The sequence below is a fragment of the Vibrio sinus genome, from assembly GCF_023634645.1.
Classification (GTDB): domain Bacteria; phylum Pseudomonadota; class Gammaproteobacteria; order Enterobacterales; family Vibrionaceae; genus Vibrio; species Vibrio sinus.
Genome location: NZ_JAMKMR010000008.1, coordinates 28,871 through 47,889, shown reverse-complemented (window position 1 = coordinate 47,889; position 19,019 = coordinate 28,871). Strand labels below are relative to the sequence as shown.

1 protein-coding gene (cut by a window edge) is annotated in these 19,019 nt (G+C 47.0%); it reads left to right on the top strand.

Features of this window, described 5'->3' with window-relative positions; translation table 11 throughout:
* Positions 1–19,019, top strand: the 5' portion of a protein-coding gene (locus tag M9194_RS10150; RefSeq protein ID WP_250612527.1) for an SDR family NAD(P)-dependent oxidoreductase. It continues 1,495 nt past the right edge of the window; only the first 19,019 of its 20,514 coding nucleotides appear in the window; it begins with the start codon at positions 1–3; its stop codon lies off the right edge, out of view.

The following is a 19,019-nucleotide window of genomic DNA, read 5'->3' as shown; positions in this document are numbered from 1 at the left end:
ATGACACATCATATTACTACCAACGACATTTTGGCCCTAGTGAAGGGTGGACATGTTTCTCCTATGCAGGGAATGGATCTGCTGCATTTAGTCACAAGTTCAGAGAAGAGCGATACAAATACCCAGGTAAACTCAACCAATAGCGATATTGCCGTCATCGGGATGTCTGGACGTTTCCCTGGAGCAAATGATGTCGATGGTTTTTGGGAAAACCTCAAAGAAGGGCGGGACAGCGTTTCAGAAATCCCATCATCTCGATGGCCTTTAAATCAGTTTTACGATCCTAAGAGGGATAAAAAAGATAGAAGCTACAGCAAGTGGGCAGGTCTGCTGGATGACATCCGTTCATTTGATGCGGATTTCTTTCAGGTGAGTCCACGAGAAGCCATACTGATGGACCCGCAGCAAAGACTGTTTTTGCAAGAATCTTGGAGCGCAATAGAACATGCTGGTTATGCGCCTGATTCATGGTCTGGACAAAAATGCGGTGTGTTTGTCGGATGTGCCAGTGGCGATTATCTTACTCATTTACGCCAACAAAATGTGGGTGAAGATGTCTATAGCTTGACGGGCAATACATCGTCTATTTTAGCCTCACGTTTGTCCTATTTGATGAATTTTAAAGGCCCAGCTGTCGCTGTTGATACCGCTTGTTCATCTTCTTTAGTCGCCGTACACATGGCATGCGAGAGCCTACGCGGTGGAAGCTGTGATATGGCGCTCGCCGGTGGTGTGATGGTCTTCAACACGCCTGAGTTGTTCGTCCTTACCAGCCGGTTGAATATGCTATCTCCTGATGGTCGCTGTAGAACATTTGATGATGCGGCAAACGGCATTGTTTTGTCTGAGTGTGTGGGTGTCTTGGCATTGAAGCGACTCTCCGATGCAGTACGTGATGGTGATAATATCCAGGCCGTGATCCGAGGCTCAGGTATCAATCAGGATGGCAAAACCCCGGGCATCACCGTCCCTAGTGCTTACGCGCAGACCGAGCTTTTTGCCGATATTTATAGCCGGTTCGATATTGATCCTGCGACGATTGGTTATGTAGAGGCCCATGGCACAGGAACGAAATTAGGCGACCCCATTGAACTTGAAGCCTTGACTGCCGCTTTCAGGAAGTACACGGATAAGAAAAGATTTTGTGCCATTGGATCGTCGAAAACCAATATCGGCCATGCTCAGATAGCAGCGGGAATGCCAGGCTTAATGAAAGCCATTATGTGTTTGGAAAAAAAACAAATGCCACCGTCTTTGCATATGTCGACTCCCAATAAACATATCAACTTTGAAGACAGCCCATTTTATACCCTATCAGAGCTAACATCCTGGGAATCGCCACAGGATTATCCGCGTCGTGCTAGTGTGACTTCGTTAGGCTTTAGTGGCACCAATGCCCATTTGGTTGTAGAAGAATATCGTCCAGAACCACATAGTGCTGTGCAAAGTGTCACCTCAGCGAAGAACATAGATTCAGTCGCGGTTATATCGGCTCGTACGCGGGAAAGGCTAACAACGTATGCCCAGAGACTAATCCATTGGCTGAGCAACAAATCAGTGGATATTGAATTTGCAGACGTGATTCATACGCTACAGGTAGGCCGATCTCAAATGGAATACCGATTAGCTATCGTTTGTCGCACTTTTTCAGAATTCAGTGAGGGATTGACGCGATATCTTGAAAGCGGTGCAGACGCAGAGTCTATTTATGAAGGTATCGCTGCGTCAAAGGGAACCTCGATTGAAGACGCGAGTGCAGAAAAGACTCCGCACGTAGATGAGCCGATTCGTAGAGCGGCTGATTTGGCTCGGCGTTGGGTATTGGGGCAAAACATCAATTGGCAAGAGTACTATGATAAGCGTTCAGCGCGTCGGGTCTCATTACCAGGTTATCCTTTTGCCAGCGAAGTCTATTGGCCTGAGCCAGAGATATCGCCTGACTCTAGCGAAGATACAAGCCATCAGCTTCAGCATCCAATTTTAACCTTATCTCATGTCGGGGAGAGCGGCACTTTATATGGACATAGATTTACCAGTGAGCAGGTGTTTTTAGCCGATCACCTTGTTTCCGGTGCACCAACACTTCTTGGTGTGTCGCACTTGGAGTTGGCGATCGGCGCTAGTGCGTTACAAGGGTTATTCTTAACGCAGGAATCTGGCCGTTTAAGTCAATCTCACGTATTCCACCTTAAGAATGTTAGTTGGCTCAAACCTGTTATTAGCATAGATGAGCCACAAGATGTTTTTGTTTCATTTGAAGAGACACGCCGTGGCCTCCGCTATAGTATTCAAGGCGCAAATAAAGGCACAAGTGCTGACCCACTTTACTCTCAAGGCTATATCGAACAACTTACAATCGACAGTAAGCCACAGGATAGAAACCTTAACGCCATCATAAGTCGATCTGATGTTATCTGGCAGGCTGAAGAATGCTATCGGCTTTTTGATAGTAAGGACCTGATTTATGGCGCTGGGCTAAAAACACTGCAACGTTTGTATTTTAACCAAAGCGAATCACTTGCCCATCTTAGCCTACCTGAGTTTCTACGCGCTGAGGCCAACGCCTACACGCTACATCCTTCTTTAATGGATGGTGCATTACAGAGTCTATTAGGACTACTCACCGACCCACAGAGCGATGATCGACTATACATTCCTTATGCGTTAAAGAGTATCTACGTCTATGCCCCTTTGGAAGCCGATTGCTATGCGTACGCGCGTGTATCGGGCAATGCCAACGCCAGCGAGTTTGCTGAAAAGCGGTTTGATATCGATATCTTATCAATGGACGGTCGGGTATTGGCATCCATGGAAAGCTTGTCTTATCGCCCCTATTCGTTGCGTCGTGTGAACCACCTACACCACTTTTCACCCGTTTGGCTGAACTGTGAGGAAGCCGTCACTGATGGTGAAATGGAGACTCTAATTATTGGTTGTGATGAAGCAAAGGTTGACCGAGTTGAAAACAAGCTGGGATATAAAGTATTCCATGCTTTACCAGCTCCTCAATCTAGTGCTCTCGAGCAAGCAGGTAAGGCATTTCATTTTTGTCCAGAGAATGAAAGCCACATCGATGAGCTACTTGCTAAACTCCCATCGGCGCAAAATTTCAAACTGGTATTGTTGCTGGATGAAGACACTCGGGCGCTCGGTTTTGACACCTATGCTTTCTTGCATCTCTTAGTACAAAGAATGGTTGTAAAAGGGCGCACTCAAGCCACCCTATTGATTGCTTCTGAACCTGCTACTGGAGTACAACGCAATGCTGAACTAGCGTTGACAGGGTTTGCTCGCGTGCTGCACAAAGAACACTCGGGTTTGTATCTGAGAGTGATGCAAGGCACGGATACTTACTCAACTTTGGGCTTGGAAAACTTAGTTGCGGAAATTCGTTGTAACCCACGCTTCTTAGACGACTTAGTTCGTTACCGAGATGGTAAGCGAGAAGTGCATCGTATACAGGTTGAGCAAGCTAAGTCTGATGGCCAGACAACGAGTTTATTTCGCACTGGTGGCGTGTATTTGATAACGGGTGGAAATGGCGCGTTAGGTATGCAGTTGGCGCAAGAGTTAAGACGCCGATATGCCGCGAGGGTGGTATTGGCTGGCCGCTCAGCTGAAAGCGATGTGGCGCCTCGTATTGCAGATGATAGCTCGCTAGTTGGCTCTGTGACTTACTTGCGTGCTGATGTGTGCGATAAAGAGGAGGTGACTCACCTTTACAACCAGATCAAAGCCCAGTTTGGTGAATTAAATGGCATCATCCATGCGGCTGGCGTGCTAAAAGATGCCATGATCGTCAATCAATCGATTGCTGATGCCCAAGCGGTTATTGCACCTAAAGTGAGTGGCGCACATCACTTGGATGCCATTTCTAGCCAAGAAACCAATCTGGATTTCTTTGTACTATTTTCCTCAATTTCAGCGCTGTCTGGTACCTTAGGGCAAGCGGCTTATGCCTATGCTAACGCTTACTTAAATCGGTTTGCTGAGCAACGTGAGTCCTTGAGAATAAAAGGTGAAAGGCAGGGTAAAACCTTGGCGATTAACTGGCCTTACTGGCGAGATGGTGGCATGAAGATAGACGCATCAGGGCTGGCTCTAATGAACCGAGTCATGGGCGTTGAGCCATTGACCTCTACTCAAGGAATGGACTATTTGTTCAACCTTGATGAACAAAGTCCAACGGTTGTTTGCCCTGTACCAGGTAATGTAGAAACCATCCGTAAGGCGATTGGTGTGGCAGAACAATCACCAGACAAACCATCTGTTCGCTCTAACAATTTCGTAATCGATAGCCTCTCTGCTGGAGTGGCGGCTTGTATTGGACGAATTCTCAAGCGTAAAGCGGATGAAATAAAACCAGATCGCCTATTTATGGAGTACGGGTTTGATTCTGTGACGTTGGTTGAGCTGGCGAATGATCTTAACAACACCTACGAAATAGATGTCACCCCAGCGATATTCTTTGAACACCAAACGTTGGCAGCTCTGACTGAGCACTTGAAACAAAACTATGACTTTGATTGGGTTAAAGAGGAGAGCCAATCAACCTCTAGCACTCAGAACCAAACCGATAAGTCGCTGGCTGTCATGCGCATTCTCACAGAGTCGATAGGTGAGGTTCTAAAAAAAGAACCGACGTCACTGAACACAACGGCAGAGCTTAGTGGGTTTGGCTTTAACTCGATTACATTCGTTGAACTGGCCAACAAACTTAATGAGACGTTAGATGTTGATATCACCCCAGCACTGTTCTTCGAATACAGAACGATAGCGTCCTTATCGGAATACCTTCTCACTCATTATTCTGATGCCATTGGTGCTACTTTAGCATTGCAGAACGGCAAGCCCGCAGAGCTACTGGGTAAAAATAAACCATCGGGTGTGTTGACTGCTCGTCGCGAAGCAGAGAGCGAAAAAGCCATGAATAACGAGCCACTGGCTATTATTGGTATGGCAGGCACCTTGCCTGGCTCTCCCGATCTTGAATCCTTCTGGTCACACCTTGAGCAAGGAGATGATCTTATCTCAGAAGTGCCTATGCAGCGCTGGGATTGGCGTAAGTTGGCTGAAAAAGCAGCGGCCGCAAGCGATGACAGACCGATAAGCAAATGGGGAGGTTTTATCGATGGTATTGATTTATTTGATAGTCTCTATTTCGGTATTTCCCCTCGTGAAGCTCGCTTTATGGACCCAGCGCAGCGCCTTATGTTGGAAACGGTGTATAAAGCGATTGGTCATGCAGGATACGCTAGCGATGACTTGATGGGTTCCAAGACATCCGTTTATATCGGTGTTGGTGCGCCAGATTATTTGCTTCGTCTTGCTGAATTAGGCGTTGAGGCAAACGCTTACTCCTCAACAGGACAGGCCCACTCTGTATTGGCGAATCGTATTTCTTATCTACTTGGTTTGCATGGTCCTAGCCTTGCTATCGATACCGCTTGCTCAAGCTCGCTCATCGCTTTGCATAGGGCTGCGGAGTCTATTCATAACGGTGGTTGTGAGATGGCTATCGTGGGCGGTGTGAACCTAATGCTAAACCCTTTCCTAACCCTGTCGTTTAGCGATGCGGGCATGTTAAGTGAAGATGGACGCTGCAAAACGTTTAGTAAAAACGCAAATGGTTATGTACGTGGTGAAGGTGTTGGCGCGGTATTGATAAAGCCGTTATCACGAGCGGAAGCTGATGGCGACAACATTCATGCTGTCATCCGTGCTACCGCCGAAAACCACGGCGGACGCTCGTCGTCTCTTACTGCGCCAAATCCTGTGGCACAATCCATGCTTCTTGTCGATGCATACACAAAAGCCAACGTTGACCCATCCACCATCACTTACATCGAAGCGCATGGTACAGGAACATCGCTGGGTGATCCTGTTGAAGTCAATGGTCTTAAAACGGCGTTTGCTCAGTTGTACGAGCAGTCTGAGTCGCTGCAACAGGGTCATAGTTGTGGCATTGGCTCCGTTAAAACCAATATCGGCCATTTGGAAGCGGCAGCGGGTATGGCTGGTCTCTTTAAGGTCATCTTGGCTATGCAGCACAAAACCTTACCGGCCAGTCTACATGCGGATGAGTTAAACCCTTACCTTAAGCTAGACGATAGTCCATTCTATGTTGTGAATAGCAAGCAGCCATGGGTGGCGCTAACAGATCAAAATGGGCAACAAATTCCACGTAGAGCGGGCATTTCGAGTCTAAGTTTTGCGGGCTCTAACGCTCATGCGGTCCTTGAAGAGTACGTGGGCGCTGAAGAGGAAGTCGAACTGAACTCAGTGCCGCAACTGTTTCTGTTGTCCGCTAAGACAGATAGCCGTCTTGACGAATCCGCTCGGCGGTTACTGGATTATGTGCAGGCCAATAGACATGTTTCTTTGCAAGATATGGCTTATACACTGCAAGTGGGGAGGGACCAGATGCCCGCTCGCCTTGCGATCATTGCTGCTTCTCGCAACGAGCTGATTGAGTGCCTTTCTTCTCTATTAAATGGCAGTCACGCAAACGACGATCGTATCTATAAGGTGTCTGATTCCTCTATGATGCATGATGGTGTCCCTGAGCGTCACACTTTGCATAGATGGTTTTCATTGTCGGATTGGCAGTCTTTGGCAAAAACATGGATTGGGACTCCAGATAGCAATATTGACTGGCGCACTATGCCTAGAGACGGACGCATGCGTCGAATTCCGTTGCCAACGTATCCCTTTGCCCGTACTCGCCATTGGGTGGATGCACCAGCAGCGAACCGCAACAATGACATGGCCAACATCGATAAACACGCTGATCTTGTCTTTGTGAAGGAAACTTGGCAATCAGTGCAACCACTTCCAGACCCTCAACCCTTAACCAGCCATGGGCGAGAGGTGATCCTGTGCTTCCTCACCGACTTAGGTCAACAAGAGGAACTTAGAAAAGCATTAGCAAAAGTGTCTCCAGCGTTAGTACCGGCTTTCGCAGTTCGTCAGCCTAGCACTGAAGCAAGCGATGCTACACCATTAAATGTATACACTCTCCTTCAAAGTACGGTGCGTAATGTAATTCGTGAGTACGGGCCTATAGCAGGTGTTATGTATTTATGGCCTGTTGAAAGTCGTCAATTAGTGCGACGAGTCAATTACTTTGTCTCTGCCCTACAAGTGTTACTGAAAGAAAAGCAGCCTATTCAACGCATGATAATTGCGGGGCAAGCGTATCAGTTAGAAGACCATTGTCACCTTGACTCTTGGGGAGCGCTGGCAAAATCGGCCTCCGCCACTCTAGATGCTTGTACCGTGACCAGCATTACTTTGGAAAGTGACGGGATGTCTCAGAAGCAGCTTGCGGATCTATGGGTACGTGAGTGGTTCGCGTGCACGGTAAGCGGTGTGCTATATCGCCAGGGCTCTCGATACTTACCCAAAATGGCTCAAATGCCAGTCGCTCTATTTCCTTTGCATACTCAAAGCCAAAAATTGCCTTCTGCAGCAGCTAGAACCTGGCTGATAACTGGAGGGGGTGGTGCTCTAGGCCTGATGTTGGCGGAGTATCTTGCTAATCAACATGGCGAGAGTATCAATATAGCCCTAGTTGGTCGAACTTCGCCTGATAACAATACTCAGCAACGTATACAGGGCATGATAAAGCAAGGCTCGACGGTGCAATTTGTTATCGCTGATGTCACCGATCACAGTCAGTTAAAGGCCGCCATTGATGTAATTCGTCAGCAGATGGGACCTATAGAAGCGTTGGTGCATGCAGCTGGTGTCGCAGAAAGCAATTCAATACAAGATGTTGATGTCGATGAATTCGCAAATGATTTGCAGGTTAAGTCTTCAGCCACTGAGATATTAGATACATTAACATCGAAAGATCCCTTGGTTTATGTGTGTTACTTTTCTTCTATTTCTGCACTTATCGGTGATATGGGTGGGTGCAGTTATAGCATGGGAAATCGCTTCCTAAATGCGTATGCGCAACATCGCAACAGTCTGGTGTCTCAAGGTAAACGCAATGGAAAAACCATTGCCATTGACTGGCCTTTGTGGGAAGAAGGAGCGATGGGGCCAGCAGGTGAAACTGGCACAGCGCAACAACAGGCCCTTGAACTTTACTTATCTAGTACTGGGCAAACTATGTTGCAATCGGCGCTAGGTTTTCGTTTGTTTGAAGCCGCGCTCGCTGCAGATAAATCGCATTTAGGGGTGTTCGTTGGCGATGAGAAGCGACTTCGCAAAGTACTGCGTCTCGATGAGCCATCGGTGTTGACCGATAAGTACGTCGAAACCTCTGAAAAAGTCGAGTATACGAACTCAAATCACGACTCTGCAGCTATTGCCTTAAATAATAAGGCGGTACAGAGCTCCTACGGTGAAGATGTCTCTCTTGCACTTGTAGAAAAACTGTTGAACATTTGCAGTAACTTGTCTGATATTCCAGAATCTGAGCTGGATCCCGACGCTGTTCTCAGTGAGTTTGGTTTTGATTCTATAGGGCTTGCGCGTTTATCCCGTCGCCTTGAAGAAAGCTTCTCAATCAAAGTTCCACCTTCGGCGTTTTTTTCCCATCCAACAATTAATAAGCTCGCTCGACACCTATTTGAGCGAGATGCCAGCGTATTTAAAACTATGGTCAGTACGCAGAGTGGAGAAACCGCTACTTCAGTGCCAAGTCAGTCAGAGTCTCCGTTGAACTCTGTGATTGAAACCAAAGGTAAAACGGAAATCGGCCCTATTGCTATTGTCGGCGTATCTGGTCGTTTCCCCCAGGCAGATTCAGTAGACGAATTTTGGTCTTTACTTGTCGAAGGTAAGCATGCCATTACCGAGGTGCCAGATGCACGTTGGAATTGGCGAGACTTTTTCACTGCTCCTGGAAACACGAGCAATCAAATTGCGACAAATAAAGGTGGTTTTATCAAGGATATTGAAGCGTTTGATGCTCTGTTCTTTGATGTCTCACCTCGAGAAGCGCAAAGTATGGACCCAGCTCAGCGGCTATTACTGATGGAGTGCTACCGAGCCATTGAAAATGCCGGCCTATCTCCACAGTCTATTAGAGGGTCCAATACCGCCGTATTTGTTGGCATGGAAGAAAGCCAGTACGACATGCGCCATGGTTGGAGAGGCATCACCACTGGTGGTAGTGCAATGATAGCTTCACGACTATCGTATTTCCTAGATCTACAAGGCCCGGCCATCGTGACCAATACGGCTTGTTCATCTGGATTGGTGGCTTTCCATCAGGCCATCACTAGTCTACAGCAGGGTGAATGTGAAATGGCGTTGGTTGCGGGGATCTCCTTGTCATTACTCGCAGATAGTTTTGTCACCATGAGTCAGGCGGGTATGTTATCGGCTGATGGTCAGTGCCAAAGCTTTTCCGAGCACGCGGATGGCATTGTCGTGGGTGAGGCAGTGGTCGCTTTGCTGCTTACACCACTCTCAATTGCAACTGCTCACAAATATCCAGTTCGCGGTGTAGTGAAAGCCAGCGGTGTGAATTTTGATGGTAAAACCAATGGTGTCACTGCGCCTAATGGGGCAAGACAAGCTGCCCTTATCGAACAAATTTATACGCAACATCAGATAAACGTGGCAGATATCGGCCATATTGTTGCACATGGTACTGGCACTAAGTTGGGCGACCCAATTGAAATTAATGCATTGCACCAAGCTTTTAGCTCGATGAGTAAGCAGCAAAGTAGTCAGTCTGCGGACAACTCTCAATGTGCTATCACAAGCAATAAGAGTAATGTAGGGCATACCATGGCCGCTTCAGGCCTAGTCAGCGTGGTCAGCTTGCTTGAAAGCATTCGCCACAGCCAGATTCCAGCAAGCTTACACTGTGAAAATGAAAATCCACATTTTGAGCAGACATATCAGTCGCTATACATCAATAAGACGCTCACTGAGTGGAAAAGAAGAACCGACAAGCCGCTAACTGGGGCGGTGAGCTCATTTGGCCGTAGTGGCACCAATGCTCATGTGGTCATTGAGGAACACCTTCCAAGTAAAGTGTTTGATGCTTCGCCCTTGCCAGCTAAGAATCGTCAACCAGCGGCCATCTTATTATCGGCCTCTACGCAGGAACAATTGCGTATCAAGGCTGAAGAGTTACGGCAGTTTGTCCAAAGCTTAAATACAAGTACATCCGATGATGTTTGCACTCTAGAAGAGATTGCTTTCACCCTGCAAATCGGTAGGGCTCCTTTGGCCTATCGTCTGGGGTTGGTCGTGGAATCTGTTCAGGAATTGGAACGGAAGCTAAGTGCATGGATTGAAAGTAAGGCAGGCAATGCGGAGCTTTTCCTAGGTGTAGTGAAACGGAAAAACACACGACAAGATTCGCTAGACCAAAGTTCGAAGATGCGTATCGAACAATGGCTAGACAAGAAATCATGGCCTGAGCTTGTTGGTGCTTGGGTGATGGGATCTAACGTTCCCTGGGCCCAGGCTTATGGGGCTGACTTGCCGAAGCGAGTTAGTCTACCGACCTATCCGTTTAAGGGCGAAACGTATCCCTTGCTACAGGATGGTTTTGAGAAAAAACCAATGAAAACTTCAAAACAAGCGCCTTTGGTGGTGATTGGCGGAGCAGGTCTATTTGGTATATGCATGGCCGTGTCTCTAAAAAAAGCGGGTATCCCATTTAGAATTATTGAAAAAAATGAAGATGTTGGTGGTGTTTGGCTGGTTAACCGTTGGCCGGGCTGCGGCTGCGATATCCCAATGTTGGCTTACGCTTACTCTTTCGAACACTTTAAAGGTGATATGTGGGCGAAGCAGCCTGAGATCTTAGCTTACCTGCAATCGATCGCGACAAAATATAATTTGTATTCCCATATTAGCTTCAACACCAAGATTCAAGAGGCGACCTGGCGGGAAGACGAGAAACATTGGCAAATTGCTTTGGATACTGGGGAGAGCATAGAAACAAAATACTACATTCATGCGGCAAATGAGGGTCTTGGTCACAGCAGAAACATTCCAAATATTCCAGGAATGGATAACTTTGAGGGGCCCCTAATGCACGTACTGGATTGTGATGCAGAAAAATGGGACTTCACTGGTAAACGGGTTGCTGTGATCGGGAATGGCACAACCCAGATCCAGCTTGTGGAAACGCTACAGCCGTTGGCTGATAAGCTAGTGGTCTACGCCCGCTCGCCTAAATTTATTTACCCTAGAGCCAAATATGCGCCACAGACTCAGAAGAAACTCAGCGGTGACTATCAATTTTGGCTAAAGCAAAGAAATGAATACCTATCTTTGGCCGATGATTTTTATTGGGTATCCAATGACCCTGTGGAGTTAAATCCTTTTCATCCGGACTCTCAGCTGGACAAATATTTCACTCATAATCTGGATGAAGAATGGCTATCTTTCTATCAGTGGCTACGTGACATCGATATGGTGCCGGATTATTCACCTGGTTGTAGTCGTCCTTGCATGTCACATGACTATCATCGTCAGATCCGCGCCCAAAATGTGGAGTTAAAAACCGCCGCTATTACTGGTTTCACAAAAACTGGAGTAGCCACCGCTGAAGAGGTTGAAGAATTCGACATCATATTGTTAGCGACAGGCTATGATTTGAATGACTTTAGACCAACCATTCCTATTTGTGGGCGTAAGCGATTGACTCTAGAAGAATATTATGGAGAATTTCCGAAAAACTACGCTGGGCATTTTGTTGCACAATTCCCGAATTTGTTCCTAGCGTCAGCGGCCAACTCAGGCACCAATGCTACGTCAATTACAGCAATTTACGAACATAGCTGTGAACTGTTTGTAGAGATGATCCAGTACTGTGAGAACAATCAAATTGCTGCTTTTGAAGTGAAAGAAGCGGAAGTTGAAAAATTTCGCGCATTTGTTCAGGAGAGAAATCAAACCAGCTCGTTTTCGACGGGGTGTTCGGCCTGGTATCAAACAAAGCAAGGGGAAAATGCCGCTATTTTCCCAGGTACATTAGCGGAGCTAAATCAATGGCGAGCGTTTAACCCCATTCAATTTCACTTTGAGTATGAGCCAATGACAGGCCTCATGGACAGCAAACAGGATGCTGATGCTCGTTCATCCATAGCATTAGAGAGTACTAAGAATATGGCGAACACATTACACAGTCAGTTTCCTAACCATGGTCGCTTGCAAGAGGAGTTGTCGCAATTTCAAGATCGGAAGGTATCACAACATCTAGAACCTAATTCTACGGCGATGTCACCGACGTCGTTTGGTGAACAGAGAGTGGTAGAGCATGTACAAAAAGTAATTGTTGAGAAGTTGTCCTCAACATTAGACATCGAACAACACCGTATTGATTACGATGCGTCCTTTGCTGATTTTGGTATAGATTCAATTCTTGGCGTCGAGTTGGTGCAGACCATCAATACTCTGCTGCAGATAAAACTTGTCACGAATGATCTGTTTAATTACAGCTCGATTGCAAAGCTTAGCGAGTACGTTTGTACCACTTGGGGCGAACATATCAGCGCTTGGCTCCAACTTGCTGACGAGCAATCTTCGCTGACAACGTCATCCAACCATAGTCAATCCAAAGGTGAGATGGAACCTCAACAATCCGATGACGTTGAGTCAGCTAGCCTTGCCTCAGATGGCAACACGAGCCGTGAGCCAATTGCGATTGTTGGTATGAGTGGACGCTTTGCTGAATCGGAGTCTTTAGATGCTTTTTGGGAGAATTTGAAAAATTCTAAGGATCTCACTCGAGAATCGACTCGGTGGGACAGAAAGGATTGTGTAGATCCTGACAGCACACTGAGTGATTATTGCACCAAGGGCAGCTTTGTCGATTCATTCGATCTGTTTGATCCAGAATTCTTCCGTATTTCGCCTTTGGAAGCTATGTATATGGATCCCCAGCAGCGACTTTTCTTAGAAGAGTGCTGGGCCGCCCTTGAGCATGCCGGTTATGCTGGAAAGGAAATGGATGAAAAGCGTTGTGGGGTCTTTGCTGGTTGTAGTAGCTCGGATTATACCGAGTTCTTTTCAGGTAACTTGCCTGCTCAGTCTTTCTGGGGCAATGCAGGCTCTGTGATTCCGGCAAGAATCGCTTACTATCTCAATCTACGTGGGCCTGCAATGGCTGTAGATACTGCTTGCTCCAGCTCTCTGGTTTCAATTCACTTAGCTTGCCAAAGCCTTTGGTCTGGGGAAACAGAAATGGCTCTAGCGGGTGGAGTGTTCATGATGTTCACACCTCTGTTATACCAGGCCTCTAACCGTGCTGGCATTCTATCGCCAGATGGGGTTTGTCGAGCCTTTGATTCCCAAGCAAATGGGACAGTGCCAGGAGAAGGCGTTGGTGTTGTGGTGCTAAAGCGCCTTAAAGATGCGTTACGTGAAGGCGACACCATACACGGAGTGATTGCTGGTAGTGGAACTAACCAAGACGGGCGTACTAACGGAATCACTGCGCCTAGTGGACAATCTCAGCAAAATTTAGAAAGCTCGGTTTATGAAAAATTTGGCATTAACCCTGAGACTATCCAGTTAATCGAAGCTCATGGTACTGGTACGCCTCTGGGCGACCCAGTTGAGTTCAGCGCTTTGACTCAATCTTTCCGCCGATATACCGACAAGAAGCAATTTTGTGCGATAGGTTCAGTGAAGACCAATATTGGTCACGCAACGTTGGCAGCGGGTATTGCAGGCGTGCTAAAAACCCTGATGGCTCTGAAAGAAAAGCAAATTCCCGCATCGCTGAATTTTAAACAGGCTAACCCAGGGATAGATTTCCCGTCGAGTCCTTTTTACCCAGCAACTGAGCTTGAACCATGGCCTAGTGTAAAAGGTCAACCTCGCCGTGGCGCAGTGAGCTCATTTGGTATTAGCGGAACCAATGCTCACCTTGTTCTCGAAGAAGGTCCGAATCAACAAGCTACTGCCGATGAAGCCCCTTATTATTTGCAGGTACTGTCTGCGCGTACAAAAGATCAGCTAACACAACAAGTCACTAACTTATTGGATTTTTGTAAGCGATCATTGCACGTGTCTATGAATGATATGAGCTTTACATTATTTGTCGGCCGTATGCACCTTGAGCACCGCGTTGCCTTCATTGCCACTGACCGAGATAATCTGATAGAGCTGATGGAAAACTGGTTGAATAAGATTGAGAGTCAGGTATTTACCAACCGTATCTATAATGGCGAGCTGCCGGAAGGCAAGGTGCGTGAACAAACTGCACTTAAGAATTATGGCAATCAGTGCATTAAAGATTGCAATGTTGCCAGCCCTAACTCGACTTATTTCGAACATTTGGGCGTTGTTGCAGATCTTTATACACAAGGGTACGAGCTTAATTTCCGAGACTTGTTGATTGGTAAATCTCGCCGTATTCCACTGCCATCCTATCCTTTTGCTCGTGAGCGTCATTGGGTCGAAGCAATCGAAGCCCCTCAGCACAACAAAGTTTCAGTTGTGCCTCAGCTGCAGAGCTCTGCGCTTCACCCGCTGTTACATCGTAATGTATCCACATTGGCTCAGGCTCGCTTTACCACGACCTTAACTGGTGAAGAATTCTTCTTAAAAGACCATATAGTAAAAGGGCAAAAAATCCTTCCTGCGGTGGCGTATTTGGAAATGATGCGAGAGGCAGTGAGGCAGGCACTACCGGAGGAGTGCATGTCTGCTGCGATAGAACTACAGGGTATCGTTTGGTCCAAGCCGTTGATGGTGGATACACCAAAGGATGTATCTATCTCCCTGTATCCTGTTGAGGCCGCAGAAAACCGAAGCCAATTTGGCTGTGATGTGTTTAGTTTCGATGCTGAGGAGAAGGTAATACATTGCCAGGGTAATGTGGTTTTCATCGAGCCTACGGATGCGTTGGCGCAGAATGTAGCTCCATCTCAACACTTATCACAGAGCAGTTCTGTCGATGTAGACCAATTGTATGCTGGCTTTGCAAATGCTGGAGTGGTTTACGGGCCTGCGCATAGAGGTATCGTTTCGCTACAAACTGGCCAAAGTGATGGCTTGGCCCAGTTATCTGTACCGTCTGTCGTGGCTACAGGTCAAGAGGCATTTGAGCTTCACCCTAGCCTGATGGACAGTGCGATACAATCATGCATCAGTTTGATTTCGGATATGTCTGAGGTATCGGCTAAAACGTCATTACCTTTCTCTTTGGAAGCACTAAGAATTTTATCACCGTGCAGCCCGACAATGAGGGCTTGGGTTAAGTATTCACCGAATAACTCCGCAACGAGCACTGTACAAAAGTTGGATATCGACTTGTTCGATAAAGATGATAAGGTTTGCGTGCAGATCCAAGGGCTGTCTTTTAGGACGTTTTCTGAAAATACAGCTAGCACCAATACGGACCAAACCAATCACTTGATAGCGGTGCCAGTCTGGGAATCTCATCCAGCTCCAGATAACTCTTTCGTACCAGATGAGCATTATGTGCTGGTGTGTGGAGAGAATGAAACTGGCTGTGCCATGCTAGAGGCGAAGATGTCCGGCAGCCAATGCCGACATATCCCAGCGGTAGGTAGAGATTTGGCTGAACAATACAACCATTGTTCTGTGGCATGCTTTGAGTTTATTCAAACTCTTTTCATGGGGCAATCGAAGAGCCGGGCGTTAGTTCAGCTAGTGGTGTCAGATAAGCTAGCCGATAGCCTCACTATTGGACTCTCTGGTTTGCTGAAATCTGTAAACCTAGAGAAGCCTTCTATCGAAACTCAACTCATCGTGTCTGATGCGATAAATAACACGAGTCGTCTTGCTAGTCAGCTCAAGGAAAACCTTGGTTTGTCTGGCCAGTCTGTGATTCGCTACCAAGGCAATAACCGACAGCTATTGCGTTGGCAGGAGCGCACCACTGAATTATCCAATCAAGCGATGCACTTTAAAGAGGATGGAGTTTATCTTATCACGGGTGGCCTTGGAGCTATTGGTACGATATTCGCCAAGGATATTGTTAGCAAAGCGCCTAACGCGAGGGTGGTCCTCACTGGGCGGTCTGAGCTTGGAGCACGTGCAGGGTTAGAGCTTCTGTCAGCAGGTAATGTTGATTATCTACCGCTAGATATTAGAGATGAACCACAGGTTGCTAATTTGATACAACACATTGAGCAAAACTATGGTCGATTGGATGGGGTTCTGCACTGTGCTGGCATCACAGATGACAAGTTTTTACTGCATAAAACCGGACCGGAGTTTTTAGATGTGTTGGCGCCAAAGATTGCCGGTACTTGGAACTTAGACAAAGCTAGCCGTCATCTTGAACTGGACTTTATGGTGTTGTTTTCTTCACAAGTCTCGGTAATCGGTAGCATTGGTCAGGTTGATTATGCGGCGGCGAATGGTTTTATGGACCAGTTTGCGATTTACCGAAATCAGATGGTTGAGACTGGTAAACGGTACGGAAGAACCATGTCGATTAACTGGCCTTTATGGTCGGAAGGGGGCATGAAAGCAGAGCAATCGGTACAAGATAGCTTACGTCAAGCGACGGGCTTATCTGCTTTGCAGACAGAAGTGGGATTGAATGCCTTTCAGCAAGCACTTGCACTGAAAGAAAGCCAAGTTTGGGTTATGGCTGGCGATGTACAAAAGATGCGTAGCACTTTGTTATCTGAGTATGTGCCGTCACAAAGTGTGATTGAGACAAACGAAAAGACCTTGCCAACGTCAGAGACATCGAATGACTGGTTACAAATGACGCAAGACTTACTGCGTAAAGAATTCTCTTCCTTACTAAAGTTACCACCGCACCGAATCGACGCTAAGGCGTCTATGGAGCAGTTTGGTATTGACTCTATACTCGCGGTGAACTTGACCAACCAACTAGAGAAAACCTTTGGTCCCTTGTCAAAAACACTGCTGTTTGAGTATCAAACTCTGAATGAACTGGCAGAGTATTTTATTGCCTCTCATCTCGACAAATTATCGGAGTTATTAACGCCTGTGGAGCAAGACCAGGTGAAAGAAACGACGCCAGAGAAAAAGCCTTCAACCATGGGGTTATCGGACACTAGAGTTGAGTCCGCATCATCAGTGAAGCTCAATAATACCGCGTTCAAGTCGCCAAATGTGTCCCGCTCTGCCTCGGTTATCGAAGATGAGCCTATTGCCATTGTTGGATTAAGCGGTAGATATCCTCAGGCTTACAATCTCGATGATTTCTGGAGCAATTTAAGTCAGGGCAAAGACTGCATTACTCAAGTTCCGGAATCACGTTGGGACTGGCGTGATTATTACGTCGAAAACAACAATGAGATCGGCAACCATCGCAGTAAGTGGGGTGGGTTTATCGATGGTGTGGATGAATTTGACCCATTATTTTTCAATATTTCACCGAGGGAAGCTGAGTATACCGATCCTCAAGAACGTCTATTTCTCCAACACGCTTGGATGGCAGTAGAAGATGCAGGTTACACTCGTGCTGGGTTGCAGACGGCCGATGAGCTAGATCTTCCTGGGCAGGTTGGCGTGTATGCAGGCGTTATGTATGGTGAATATCAGTTGTTTGGTGCTGAAGCCAGTATGCGAGGTAATAGAATGGGCTTTTCTGGCAGTCTTGCCAGCATCGCTAACCGCGTGTCGTACACGTTTAACCTGCACGGTCCTAGCATGACATTAGATACCATGTGCTCATCTTCGCTCACTGCGATTCACTTGGCCTGTCAGGACTTAAAACTGAAGCGTACCCATATGGCCATTGCAGGTGGGGTTAATGTGACTATTCATCCAAACAAATACCTGATGCTCAGTGCCGCGCAATTTATTTCAACTGACGGTCGTTGCCAAAGTTTTGGTGAAGGGGGAGATGGTTATATCCCGGGTGAAGGAGTAGGCGTGGTGATATTGAAGCGACTCTCTGATGCTCAAAGAGACAAAGACCATATCTACGGCGTTATCAAAGGTAGTGCCTTAAATCACGGCGGTAAAACGAATGGTTATACGGTGCCAAATCCACAAGCCCAAGCTGCGGTGATAAATAGGGTTTTGGCCGACTCAGTCATCCAACCGCGCCACATCAGCTATGTTGAAGCTCATGGAACTGGAACCAAACTGGGCGATCCCATAGAAATTGCGGGCTTAAGTAAGGCGTTCGGCGGTGCTAATCAGGATACAGGTTTTTGCGCGATTGGCTCTGTAAAGTCGAATATTGGTCATGGTGAATCGGCCGCAGGTATTGCAGGGTTGACCAAGGTTCTGCTGCAAATGAAGCATAAGAAACTTGCGCCATCATTACATTCAGAGGTCCTTAATCCGAATATCAACTTTGAGCGCACTCCGTTTGTGGTCAATCAAACCTTAACTGATTGGGACAACCCTATCGTAGATGGTGAGGCTATTCCTCGCATAGCTGGATTATCCTCTTTCGGTGCTGGTGGTTCCAATGCCCACCTGATTGTTGAAGAATACGTCGATCATTCGCGAGAGCTTCAAGCTCACGCGACAGCTGAGAGCACTGAGCATGTGTTCCTACTGTCGGCTAAGAACCCAATTCGGTTGCGCGAACTTGCTGACAATCTTTTAGCGTTCACTGACCGTACACCGATGGCTTCAATGCGGGACATGGCGTATACGCTCCAAGTAGGCAGAGAGGAAATGGAAGTACGGCTTGGTATTCTAGCCAATTCGCTTGAACAACTATCACAGAAGCTGAAAGCGTGGTTGGCGGAAGAAGCTGATATAGAAGGTCTGTGGCAGGGGCAAGCGAAAAGGAATGATGAGACGGTAGCCCTGTTTGTTAGCGATGCCGATCTACAGACAACCATCAATCAATGGCTATTGAATAAGAAATACCCTCAATTACTCGATCTATGGGTGAAAGGCTTAGAGTTGGATTGGCGTAAACTCTATGCCGATGACATACCTTATCGAATGAGTTTGCCAGTCTATCCGTTTGCTCGTGATCGTTATTGGACACCAGAAGGTGAGGTGAAGGAACCTAAGCATTTGTTACCAGCGGTACAAGAGTCAGTCTCTGAACCTGTTGTCGTACCATTTAAGGCGAAAACGTCTTGGGATGAAGCCACCTATCGTATGGTGTG